Consider the following 12,001-nt stretch of genomic DNA (forward strand, 5'->3'; position numbering starts at 1 on the left):
CTTGACATGTCAACACACTCGGGCGTAAAACAACATAAAGCAACATTCACTGTGATCCACAACGCACCGTCGGATCACATTTCGGAATCGGAGAGCACGTGTACGCGGAAGAACGCCAACAAGCGATCGGCACCATGGTGTCGCAGCGCGGACGCATGTCCGTGGCGGCGCTGTCGGAGACCTTCGGTGTGACCACCGAGACCGTGCGTCGCGATCTGGCCTTCCTCGAGCGGATCGGACAGATCAGGCGTGTGCACGGCGGCGCCGTTCCGACCGGATCCCTCCATGTGACCGAACCGGGCATGGCGGAACGCGATCAGACCCGCGCGCAACAGAAGGACCGGATCGCCCGCTGCGCGGTCACCTATCTCCCTCCTACCGGCGGCAGCGTCATCTTCGACGCGGGCACGACCACGGGCCGCATGATCCCCGAACTACCGACCGAGAACGACTTCACGGCCGTGACCAATTCCGTGCCGATCGGCGCACGACTGGCATCGATGAACTCGATTTCCCTGATCCTGCTCGGCGGACGAGTACGCGGGGTGACGCAAGCCGCGGTCGGCGAGGACGCTCTACGCCTGCTGAGCACGTTGCGGGTCGACGTCGCCTTCGTCGGAACCAACGCGATCAGCGTCGGACACGGACTCTCCACCCCGGACAGCGAAGAGGCCGCCGTCAAACGTGCGATGGTCAAGGCCGCCAATCACGTTGTCGTGGTGGCCGATTCCAGCAAAGTCGGCCGCGAGCACTTGATCAGCTTCGCACCACTCGACAGCATCGACGTCCTCATCACCGACGAAGAGATCAGTCCCACAGACACATCCGAGTTCCACGACCACGGAATCGAGGTGGTGATCGCATGATCGTCACACTGACAGCCAACCCGAGTATCGATCGGACCGTACAACTCGAGCAACGGCTCGAACGAGGCTCCGTCCTACGCGCCCACTCCACTCGCAGCGACCCCGGCGGCAAGGGGGTCAACGTGGCGCGTGTTCTCGCCGCAGCCGACCTCGACGTGCTCGCGGTGCTGCCGGGAAACGGTGGTGACCCTCTGCTCTCGGCGCTCGCAACCGGTGGGATTCCCCACATCGGCGTCGCCACAACGGGTCCGGCTCGCACCAACATCACCATCGCGGAACCGGACGGGACCACGACGAAGATCAACGAACCGGGCGCAACGCTGTCCGGTTCGACGCTCGACGCCCTGGCACAGGAGTTGATCGCCCGCGCCGATACCGCACTGTGGTTCGCGCTGTCCGGCTCACTGCCTCCCGGCGTTCCGCTGGGGTGGTACGGCGAACTGGTCGCCGCGCTGCGCGATCACCCGTGCAAGGTGGCGGTCGACACCTCGGACGCCCCACTGACGGCACTCGCCGAAGGCTTCCCCGGCTCGGCACCTGATCTGCTCAAACCCAACGGCGAGGAACTCGCGCAACTGACCGGCGTCGACGGCCACGTCCTCGAACGTGCTGCCGAGAACGGTGATCCCGGGCCTGCAGTCACGGCGGCGCAGCGATTGGTCGATCGCGGCGTCGGCAGCGTGCTCGCCACGCTCGGCGCAGCCGGTGCCGTCCTCGTCACGGCCGACGGCGCGTGGATCGCCACCGCTCCCCCGATTGTCGCAGTCAGTACCGTCGGCGCAGGCGATTCGTCGCTGGCCGGCTACATCCTCGCCGAAGCGGGCGGCGGCTCGGAATCCGAGCGGCTACGTCACGCGGTCGCCTACGGAAGCGCCGCTGCCTCCCTTCCCGGCACAACCCTTCCCACACCCGAACAGATCGATCTGGCAGCGGTTTCGGTATCTGCAGCAGATGCCGCCTCTCCCATCCCCGTCCCCACCGAACTCGCCTGACGCCCTAAGGAACCTGACATGTCCGATACCACCGCAGCCGGCAGTTCCGGCCCGGAGATCATCAGTCCCGAACTGATCTCACTCGACACCGACCTGGGTTCGACCAAGGAAGATGTCATTCGTTCTCTCGCAGCGCGATTGACTGCAGCGGGACGGGCGAGCGACGCCGCGGGACTGGTCGATGCCGCACTCGCTCGCGAAGCGCAGTCCGCGACCGGACTGCCCGGCGGAATCGCAATTCCCCACTGCCGCGCCGAGGCTGTCTCGTCCGCGTCCCTGGGGTTTGCTCGACTCGATCCGAAGGTCGACTTCGGTGCACCCGACGGCCCCGCCGATCTGGTCTTCCTGATCGCGGCACCCGAAGGCGCCGGGGCCGAGCACATGAAGCTGCTCTCCTCGTTGGCCCGAGCACTCGTCAGGCCCGCGTTCGTCACGTCACTTCGTGAAGCGTCGACGCCGGACGAGATCGTGAGACTGGTCGACGAGGTACTCAATCCCGCACCGAAGGATCCTGCAGCAAAGGCTGCGGCAGCGACACCCCCGGCACCTGTTTCCACCGGGAAACACGCTACCGAGGAGACCCCGGCACCAGCGCCCGCGGAGCGTCACATCGTCGCGGTCACCGCCTGCCCGACCGGAATCGCTCACACCTACATGGCGGCGGACTCACTCGTCGCCGCGGGTGAACGCGCCGGCATCAAGGTTCACGTCGAAACGCAAGGTTCGAGCGGAAGCACCCCCCTTGACCCTTCGGTGATCGCGGGAGCCGCCGCGGTCATCTTCGCCACCGACGTCGGAGTGAAGGGCCGCGAACGATTCGCCGGTAAGCCCGTCGTCGCTTCCGGTGTGAAGCGGGCAATCAACGAGCCGGACAAGATGCTCGCAGAAGCGTTGCGCGCCTCCGAGAATCCCGCCGCCGCCACCGTTGACGGCACCGCCGCAGCGGCCGCGGATTCCGATGCCGGTTCCGTAGGGTTCGGCACCCACCTCCGTCAGGTCCTCCTGACCGGTGTCAGCTACATGATCCCGTTCGTCGCGGCCGGCGGTCTGCTGATCGCACTCGGCTTCCTGCTCGGCGGATACGAGATCTCCGGTCCGGCCAAGGACATCGTTCTCAACAACTCGATCACCAACCTTCCCGACGGTGGTCTGGCCACCTATCTCGGCGCAGTGCTGTTCCAGATCGGTTCGTTGGCATTCAGCTTCCTGGTGCCCGCGTTGGCCGGCTACATCGCCTTCGCCATCGCCGACCGGCCTGGCATCGCTCCCGGCTTCACAGCCGGCGCGGTCGCCGTGTTCGTCGGTGCCGGTTTCATCGGCGGCTTGGTCGGTGGTCTCATCGCCGGTGTCGTCGCGCTCTACATCGGCCGGATCGCCGTCCCGCAGTGGCTGCGAGGCCTGATGCCGGTGGTAATCATCCCGCTGTTCGCGACGCTGGTCGTCGGAGCACTGATGTTCATCGTCCTCGGGCGTCCGCTCGCCGCGATCACCTCCGGTCTCACCGACTGGCTCAACGGACTGTCCGGCAGCTCGGCCATCTTCCTCGGCATCATTCTCGGCCTGATGATGTGCTTCGACCTCGGTGGACCGGTCAACAAGGCGGCTTACGCCTTCGCCGTCGCCGGACTCAACGTCAACGACCCGGCCACTTTGCGCATCATGGCGGCTGTCATGGCTGCCGGTATGGTTCCGCCGCTTGCCATGGCACTTGCCTCGACGGTGCTGCGTCCCAAGCTCTTCAGCGAAGCCGAACGGGAGAACGGAAAGGCTGCCTGGTTGCTGGGTTCGGCATTCATCTCCGAGGGCGCGATTCCGTTCGCCGCTGCCGACCCGCTTCGCGTGATCCCCTCGATGATGGCGGGCGGCGCGGTCACCGGCGCGCTGATCATGGCTTTCGACGTCACTCTCAGCGCCCCGCACGGCGGGATCTTCGTCTTCTTCGCAGTCGGCGGAATCGGCTGGTTCCTGGTCTCGCTCGCCGCGGGAACCGTGGTAGCTGCGCTCGCCGTCGTCGGAGCCAAGGAGTTCTTCCGCAAGGGGCCGTCCGATGCCGAACTCGACCCCGAAATCGTGCCCGCTGCGGCATGATCGACAGCAGGCAACACTGCAGTCACCACCTGAGTCACCAGATCTGCCCGAACACCCCATAACGTCCGCAACGACAGTTCTACAACGAGGAGATCCCATGCCCAGCAAGACAGTTGCCGTCGGTTCCGCAGTCGGCCTCCACGCCCGCCCCGCCGCTCTCATCGCCGAAGCAGTCGGAGCCTCCGGCGCCACGGTCACCCTCGCAGTCGCCGACGGCGAACCCGTGGATGCAGGTTCGGCACTGATGATCATGACGCTCGGAGCCGCCAAGGACACCGAAGTAACCATCGAGTCCGACGACGCCGACGCACTCGCCAAGGTCGCCGAGCTGGTAGCCGCTGATCTCGACGCCTGACCCGATGTCAGTCGGTGCTGTGTAGCGGGCCGGACACTCTCACGGAGTCAGTGCGAGTGTCCGGCCCAGCCAGTCCATTTCGAGTTCCAGAGCAGTGCCCCACACATCACCCGAGTGCCCGCCGGGAAGGGTGTAGTAGTCCACGTTCATGTCGGCGGCGCGTGCAGCCTCGAACATGATCTCCTGCTGAGGGCGGTAGATGTCGTCGTCCTCACCCGCGACAAATACACCCGACAACTGCGGATACCGATTCTGCGCCATCAGGTCTCGGGCGTTGACCGCGTCGAACGCGCTTTCGTCACCGTCGAACATGGCCGCCACGGTGTCCTCGTGATCACCGGTCGACGGTTCGTCCTGGCCGGAGAAGTCCAGGAACGACGGGTATCGGTCCGGGAAGTTCACGGCCATCTCGATCGCGCATGTCCCGCCGTAGGAGAACCCACCGATAGCCCATTGCGCAGCGTCCGGATTCACTTGAAGGTTCGATTCGATCCAGTTCGGGACGTCCTGGTCCAGATACGTCGCGACGTTGCCGAGCGCAGAATCCATGCAGCCGGGGTTGGCGTCGTAGTCCCCCAACGCGTCGGGCACCACCACGACGGGAGCAAGCCCGGAATGCCTCGACGCATAGGCGTCGACGGTGGTCGCGAGCCGGCCACTGTCCAGCCAGTCGCTGGGGCTGCCGGGCTCACCCGCCACCAACACCAGTACGGGCAACTCGGCACGCGGATCGGCAAGATAGGCCGGCGGGAGATACAGCGTCGCAGGCCTCGCGTCGAATCCCGAAACGTTTCCTGGAATCGCCGCTTCCGTCACGACACCGTTGCTCGGCATCCGCACCGGAACCTGCCAATGAGTTTCGGTGGGCAGTCCCCGTTGAACCCAAGGTTCGGCCCCGGGGAGCGAATCTAAGGCAACGTTCTCGACCGAGCCCACCGGCCAGTGCCCGACCAGTGAGCCGAGTGTGGGATAGGTGCCGGTCTGCGCGTTGACCTGACCCACTGCGACGATCGCGGCCAGCCCGGCGAATGCCGTCACCGAAAGGCCACGCGCAAGCCCTGGGCGCCGAAGGAGAACGAGTGCGGCGCCGATGACTCCGAACATCGCCAGCGCTATCCAGACAAAATTCGACACCGGTAGCTGCGCGGGCAGCGGCCGAAAGCTGAGCCACACGAACGTCGCACCGGTGGCTGATCCGAGCACTGACAGACCTAGCGCGACCAACGCGGCCCGACGCGGCAACCACCGAAGCAGAAGCAACGTGCCGACGCCGACGATGACGGAACCCACGAGCAGCGCTGCGGTGATGTGTCCGTGCTCGAGTGACATACGCGAGAGCCGCGTCAGGAGTTGATGCCCGTGCATTCGTTCCAGTATCCACATCTACCGTCGGTCTGCGAATTCGTGGAATTATCGGGAATCAGCGGCGTCGTCGAAATCTCACGAATGCCGCGCCCCCGATCGCACATCCTGCCGCGACCAACCCGGCCCACACGAATGTCCACGGATCGACCCCGACACCGACCGAACCGGCAGACGAGTCAGCCGTCGCTTCTGTCGCGTCCACGAGCGCTCGCATCACGTACACCGGAGGCAACGCTCCGCCGGCAGATTCCGAACCGATCAGAACATCGCCCGCATCGTTGAATGCCACCGCCTCACCCTGAGGCTCCTTCGGGAGCGGGATCCGCAGCGGTTCGGTACCGGTGAGCGTCGCGCCGATTCCGCCGTCCACGACTTCGTACAGGTACAGGTCGGAGTAACTCCGAAGTGCGATCGCCGAACCGTCCGACGACACCGCTCCCCCGGTGAACATCACCGACACGGGCTTCTCCGGTCCGAGGGACACGGCTCCGACGCGCTCGAGCGGCGTCGGGCCGGGCTGCGCCAAGTCACTCAGTTTCTGATCCCCGACCGGTGTGTAGACACTGCTTTCGCCGAACAATTCCTTGGTCACGACAAAAACGTGGCCGTCGGGGTCGAGCAGTATCGACTCGGTGTCGTGCGCACCGTCCGGGTACGTGAGGCGGTGCAACGTACCGTCACCGGAATCGAGGTCCATCGTGATGAACGCCACTGTTTCGCGGGTCCGGAGGTTGTCACCGGTGTCCGACAGAACGAGCGTTCGCCCACTCACCGCAAGATCTTCGACGTCGTAAGGATCTATCGGGACCGGAATCTGTTTCTGGACAACACAGTTCAGGTCCATTTCGAATACGAAGTCGTCACTGCCGCCGTCGCCCATCGCGTAGATCCGATCGTCGACGACGACCATCCCCGACAACTCCTGGAGCGCAGGATCGGTAGGCGTACAGAGTGGGGCGAACTCGCTCGGTTCGAACGACGACGCCTGTGCGAGCGCTCCGGGAAGCAGTGCGGTTGCCGTAGTCGCAGCAATCACCGCGACCACGGCCCCGAAACTACGCACTAGGTGCGTACTCGACCAATGCCGAGGCCAACATCTGCGGCACACGTGCGTGCACCCGCGTTCCCGCCTCTTCGTGAGTCGATTCCAAAATCGTTCCGTCCGAGTGGATTCGAGCCATCAAGTCACCGCGCGTGTACGGCACCAGCACGTCGACCTCGACCTCCGGCCGAACCAGCACCTCGCTGAGATGTGCTCTTAGTTCGGCGATTCCCTCACCCGTCCGCGCCGAGACGAACACGGCACCAGGCAACAGACCACGTAGTTGCGTCAACGTAACCGGATCTGCCGCGTCGATCTTGTTGACCACGATCAACTCCGGCGGAGCCTTCGAATCCGTCTCGCGCAGAACATCGGTGACGACTTCCCGCACAGCCTTGATCTGTTCTGTCGGCAACGGATCCGAACCGTCGACCACGTGCAGAAGCAGATCCGCGTCGGTCACTTCCTCGAGAGTCGAGCGGAATGCCTCGACCAACTGAGTCGGAAGGTGTCGCACGAAGCCGACCGTGTCGGTGAGTACGTACTCGCGGCCGTCGTCGAGTGCTGCGCGGCGAGTGGTCGGGTCCAAGGTGGCGAACAACGCGTTCTCCACGAGCACACCCGATCCGGTGAGCGAATTGAGCAGACTCGATTTGCCCGCGTTGGTGTATCCGACGATGGCGATCGACGGGATGTCGCTCTGCAGTCGACGTGTGCGCTTGGTGTCGCGAGCGGCCTTCATGCCCTTGATCTCGCGGCGTAGTTTTGCCATGCGCTCACGAATACGACGGCGGTCCGTCTCGATTTTCGTTTCACCGGGACCACGCAGACCCACACCGCCGTTACTGCCGGCACGGCCACCGGCCTGGCGCGACATCGACTCGCCCCAACCACGCAGACGCGGGAGCATGTACTCCATCTGAGCAAAAGCGACCTGCGCCTTACCCTCACGCGAAGTGGCGTGCTGAGCAAAGATGTCGAGAATGAGGGCCGTCCGGTCGATGACCTTGACCTTGACGATCTTCTCCAGCGCCGTGAGCTGCGCCGGCGTCAGCTCACCGTCGCAGACGACGGTGTCGGCGCCGGTCGCCAGGACTACTTCGCGCAGTTCCTGCGCCTTGCCGGAACCGATGTAGGTGGCAGCGTCGGGTTTGTCGCGACGCTGAACCAGTCCTTCGAGGACCTCGGAGCCGGCCGTCTCGGCAAGTGCGGCCAACTCGGTCATGCTCGCCTCGGCCTGCTCGGCAGTTCCCTGCGTCCAGACGCCGACCAGGACAACTCTTTCGAGTCGAAGCTGGCGGTACTCGACTTCGGTGACGTCCTCGAGCTCGGTCGACAGACCGGCCACGCGGCGCAGGGCGCCGCGATCTGCGAGTTGCATCTCACCGGTCGACGGGTTGCCCGATGCGGACGCTGCCGTGTATTCGGCTTGCGCGTACTCGGACTGCTCGTGAGCGGTGGACTCTTCGTTTTCATGTGTGTTCGTCATACAAGATCCATGGTCCCACGAAACCTGGGCACGGTGCATCCGTATTTCCTGCAGGCGTATTTCCCGCGGGCGATATCACACAAGCGATTGCCACCACGCGTCGCTGATCGTTCCGCTCGCCACCAGAACCGAGGGCCCCCGCAACGACCCTTTGCCGCCTTCGACGGTGACCTGTACCTCGCCGCCGAGCACGCGCACCAGTACCGAGCCTTCATCGCGGCAGTCGTACCTCAGCGCCGCGGCCGCAGCTGCGACCGTTCCGGTTCCGCAGGAACGAGTCTCGCCCACACCGCGCTCGTGAACGCGCATGTGAACCCCACCGTCGTGGATCGGAGTCACGATCTCGATATTGACGCCGTGCGGGAAGAACCCGGGATCGAAGCCCGGCGAAACACTCAAATCGAGCGAACTCAACACTTCTGGCGTCACGTGCTCGTCGACACACGCCAAATGCGGATTACCGACGTCGATCCCGACGCCGGCGAAGACGCGGCCGTCGATTGTTGCCGAGCTGGTGCCGAGGTCCTTGATCGGGCCCATCGCCACGGTCACGTCACCATGTGTGGCGTCGTAGCCGTGCACCACGACCGGACGTGCTCCGGCGCGGCTGCCGACCACGAACTCGTCCTTGCTCTCCAAGCCCGAGGCCTTGAGATAGTGGGCGAATACGCGAACGCCGTTTCCGCACATCTCGGCGATGGAGCCGTCGCTGTTGCGGTAGTCCATGAACCAGTCTTCGGCAGCGACGCCGTCGGGCAGCGCACCGAGCACGCCCGCGTCCGCAAGTGCGCCTGCCCGGGCGACACGAAGGATGCCGTCGGCGCCGAGGCCACGCTGACGATCACACAACGCTGAAACTCGCGCCGGCTCGAGATCGATCCGAACGTCGAGGTCAGGGAGAACGACGAAGTCGTTCTGCGTGCCGTGGCCCTTACTGAAATCCATGGTCGCCATCCTATCCGGACCTACCGAGCGACTTACGCAGGTGACGCGGTGACCACCACGTTCTGTTCGTAGGTGAAGCCGGACGGCAACGAGGGATCCGGCACCGTCGCGCCCCCGCAGGTCACCAGGACAAGCCTGGGCGCACCGGATTCGGAGAAGAACTCCGCAGGCAAAGCCACCTTTTCGTACAACTTCAGGCTCGCGGCGTGATAGGTGAACATCGTTCCGGTGTCGTCACTGACATAGATCGGTGTTCCGGGCTTCATCTGGTGCAGCGCCCACAAGGCGCCGTGCGTGCGGTCACCGTCGTCGACGTGGCCGGCAACAAGATTGGTACCCTCCGAAGATCCGAACTGCACGCCGTTGGTGAAATGCGAAACCTTGTCAGGATGCGGAAGGATCATTCCGCGGTTGGCGCCGAACCCACTGGTCACGATGTCGGCTCGCACATCCAGATCGGGAATCGCGAGCGTGTTCGGCGGCAGATCCGTTGGCGCAGGCGCCCAACTCGCCCCTGGATCGGTTGGGGCTCCCACGTCGAAGGGCGCTTCGGGAACAGGTGCGCTGATGGGCTTCCCGGCCGCACTCACCGCAAAGTAGATCAGTACCCCGCCGACCGTGAGAAATGTGACGAGCAGAAGAACCAGCGGTAGCCGACCCGCGCGTCGACGTTTCGGATGCGCGTGCGCCGCGGTCTGCGCCATGTTCGTTGTCCTCCAGTCCGTCGATCGCGAAACCGATCGATCGCGAAATAGCTAACTGTAAGATAGCTGATCCGCTCGATCGTGTTACAGACCGCGATCTGCGAGCGCCGCGAAAGCGGAGTTGGGCAGCTCCGGATCGGCACCGTCGAGCCAGTGCACGCGTGCGTCACGACGGAACCATGATCGTTGGCGGCGAACGTAGCGCCGCGTCCCGATGAACGTCCGTTCGAGTGCTTCGGCCAGATCGTATTCACCGTCGAAATGTGCGAGCACCTGTGCGTAGCCGATGGCTCGCGGCGCGGTGACGCCATCACGCAATCCTTGCTCGACGAGCACGGCAACTTCGTCGACAAGTCCGTCTGAAAACATCAGCTCTGTTCGCAACCGAATCCGGGCGTCGAGTTCTTCCGTATCCCGATCTACGCCGAGAATGCGAGTTCCCCATCGAGGGTCACCGATCTGCGGCGCCGAGGCCGCGAACGGCAGACCTGTCAGCTCGACGACCTCGAGCGCCCGAACCATCCGCCGGCCGTCCGTCGGCAGTATCGACGCCGCCGCTACCGGATCAGCAGCAACAAGCGCCGTATGCACCGCACCGACCCCACCGTCGGCCAGCACTGCCTCCCACTTCGCACGAACTTCGGGATCCGTTGCCGGAAAGGACCATTCGTCGAGTAGAGACTGGACGTACATCATGGATCCGCCGACGATCACCGGAACCTTGCCCGCCACGATCAGATTCTCGGCGATCGCGATCGCGTCGCTTTGATAACGCGCGACGGTGGCGGTCTCCTTCACGTCGAGAACGTCGAGCAGGTGATGCGGAATCCCGCGACGCTCGGCCGGCGTCAGTTTGGCGGTCCCGATATCCATGCCGCGATAGAGCTGCATCGCGTCGATGTTGATGATTTCACCGCCGAATTCCTCGGCCAGTGCCAGCGCGAGATCGGACTTTCCCGACGCTGTCGGACCGACAACTGCGATCGGGCGAAGTTCTTCAGGGACGTTCACGGCCGCCACGTCCCGACGTGGTAACCGACGCCGAACGGCGCATCGCTGTAGTCGACCGTCGCGCGAGGATGGGCCGACCGAGACGAGCCCGTAAAGGCACCGGCCAGGACCTGCCACGCCGCGCGCCCCTGGGCTCCGACACTGCGGCAGAGCCGCGGATCGAGAGCAAGCAGCGCCTCCGGGTCACCGGCCGTCAGGGCGTCGTCGATGGCCGACTGCACACCCGCGGCGCGCTCGTCGAAGCTTCCTGGCGCCTTTGCCGTCAGCGTGGACGCACCGTCAGCAACGATCAGAAGCCCTTGCGGTCGGTTGTCGCTGTCGAGTTGCTTGCGCAGCTGCTGCCCGAATTCACGACATTCATTCGCCGACGCCTTTGCACTGACGACGTGCATGTCGACGGTTATCTCCACGTCTGTTCGGCCACGCAACCAGCCGGCAACAAGGGCGCACAGTTCGAGAGATGGCACCGGTTCGCCTGCCGCATCCGCGTCCAGTGACGTCCGGACATCGGCGCCGAATCCAGCGAACGTACCGATCTGCCCACGTCCGACGCCCGATCGCCAGAGTTCGCCTGCTGCTTTCTCGGGTTCTGCATTCTCGGGGCCGACACCGACGCCCACCCAGTGCACCGCCTCGTGAGCGAGCCGGCTCACGGCGGTTGTCGCTGCAGCACGCACCTGAGCGGACTCGGCCGAATCACCGGACAATTCCGGCACGAGTAACGGCGCCGAGGGGACGAGAACAGCGGAAGTCAACACAGTTGCCACGCTAGTCGACCCCGAGGTGGCGACCTCACACCCTCTTACCTGATTCAATAGTCGGAGAACGTGAGTACCGGGTTCAATGGAACCAGGAATGCGATCAGGCAGCCGTGACGCGCGGCAGAGACGAGGACCGATGACCGAGAACAGTGAACCCACCACCGGCGCCGACAGCAGTTCGGCCAGCCCGAGCCCGGCAGCACCCAAACCCGGCGCTCCCAAACCTGGTGGACCACGCCCCGGTGCGCCCCGCCCCGGAGCACCTCGCCCCGGACCAGCAGCCTCGCATGCCGTCACCGCCGCACCGGCCAGCGACCCGAGCAAGTTCGGACGCGTCGAGGAAGACGGAACCGCCTGGGTGAAGACCGCTGACGGTGAACGTC

11 protein-coding genes and 1 pseudogene are annotated in these 12,001 nt (G+C 64.7%); 5 read left to right on the plus strand and 7 right to left on the minus strand.

Annotation, left to right across the window (positions count from 1 at the left end; all coding sequences use genetic code 11):
• The first annotated feature begins 98 nt into the window (after nt 1-98).
• The 4 genes from ACYP01_RS23590 (at nt 99) to ACYP01_RS23605 (ending at nt 4,301) form a co-directional block, all read left to right on the plus strand.
• Nucleotides 99-866: a DeoR/GlpR family DNA-binding transcription regulator gene (locus ACYP01_RS23590; protein WP_003942134.1), complete on the plus strand. Its 768-nt coding sequence runs from the start codon at nt 99-101 to the stop codon at nt 864-866.
• The gene (locus ACYP01_RS23595) at nt 863-1,858 is read left to right on the plus strand and encodes a 1-phosphofructokinase family hexose kinase (RefSeq protein ID WP_064112801.1); all 996 of its coding nucleotides are present in this window, start codon (nt 863-865) and stop codon (nt 1,856-1,858) included. Before ACYP01_RS23590 ends, ACYP01_RS23595 begins: the two co-directional genes overlap by 4 nt.
• An 18-nt stretch (nt 1,859-1,876) precedes the next feature.
• The gene (locus ACYP01_RS23600; protein WP_007735189.1) at nt 1,877-3,946 is read left to right on the plus strand and encodes a PTS fructose transporter subunit IIABC; all 2,070 of its coding nucleotides are present in this window, start codon (nt 1,877-1,879) and stop codon (nt 3,944-3,946) included.
• Nucleotides 3,947-4,043: 97 nt separating this feature from the next.
• Nucleotides 4,044-4,301 (plus strand): HPr family phosphocarrier protein, encoded by a 258-nt coding sequence (locus tag ACYP01_RS23605; RefSeq protein WP_003942144.1) that lies wholly within the window; start codon nt 4,044-4,046, stop codon nt 4,299-4,301.
• Nucleotides 4,302-4,340: 39 nt separating this feature from the next.
• On the opposite strand, the gene ACYP01_RS23610 is transcribed toward ACYP01_RS23605, so the two are convergent.
• The 7 genes from ACYP01_RS23610 to ACYP01_RS23640 all read right to left on the minus strand — a co-directional run bounded on the left by ACYP01_RS23610 (nt 4,341) and on the right by ACYP01_RS23640 (nt 11,615).
• The gene (locus ACYP01_RS23610) at nt 4,341-5,666 is read right to left on the minus strand and encodes an alpha/beta hydrolase (RefSeq protein WP_459682739.1); all 1,326 of its coding nucleotides are present in this window, start codon (nt 5,664-5,666) and stop codon (nt 4,341-4,343) included.
• Between the two features lie 55 nt (nt 5,667-5,721).
• Nucleotides 5,722-6,711, minus strand: a complete 990-nt coding sequence (locus tag ACYP01_RS23615; RefSeq protein WP_231915774.1) for a hypothetical protein — start codon at nt 6,709-6,711, stop codon at nt 5,722-5,724.
• Between the two features lie 10 nt (nt 6,712-6,721).
• Nucleotides 6,722-8,197 (minus strand): GTPase HflX, encoded by a 1,476-nt coding sequence (gene hflX / locus ACYP01_RS23620; protein ID WP_003942213.1) that lies wholly within the window; start codon nt 8,195-8,197, stop codon nt 6,722-6,724.
• Nucleotides 8,198-8,272: 75 nt separating this feature from the next.
• Nucleotides 8,273-9,142 carry a diaminopimelate epimerase gene (gene dapF, locus ACYP01_RS23625; protein ID WP_459682742.1) on the minus strand — a complete coding sequence of 290 codons (870 nt, stop codon included), beginning with the start codon at nt 9,140-9,142 and terminating at the stop codon, nt 8,273-8,275.
• Between the two features lie 32 nt (nt 9,143-9,174).
• Nucleotides 9,175-9,846, minus strand: a complete 672-nt coding sequence (locus ACYP01_RS23630) for a class F sortase (RefSeq protein ID WP_042450667.1) — start codon at nt 9,844-9,846, stop codon at nt 9,175-9,177.
• An 84-nt stretch (nt 9,847-9,930) separates the two neighbouring features.
• Nucleotides 9,931-10,866 (minus strand): tRNA (adenosine(37)-N6)-dimethylallyltransferase MiaA, encoded by a 936-nt coding sequence (miaA, locus tag ACYP01_RS23635; RefSeq protein WP_042450669.1) that lies wholly within the window; start codon nt 10,864-10,866, stop codon nt 9,931-9,933.
• On the minus strand, nt 10,854-11,615 hold the full coding sequence (locus ACYP01_RS23640) for a class III extradiol dioxygenase subunit B-like domain-containing protein (protein WP_075833047.1): 762 nt from the start codon (nt 11,613-11,615) through the stop codon (nt 10,854-10,856). The genes miaA and ACYP01_RS23640 overlap by 13 nt, the downstream gene beginning before the upstream one ends.
• A 139-nt stretch (nt 11,616-11,754) precedes the next feature.
• Here ACYP01_RS23640 and ACYP01_RS23645 point away from each other — a divergent pair.
• Nucleotides 11,755-12,001: pseudogene (locus tag ACYP01_RS23645) on the plus strand (DUF349 domain-containing protein); the annotation flags it as partial.

This window comes from Rhodococcus sp. no. 34 (genome assembly GCF_054589475.1).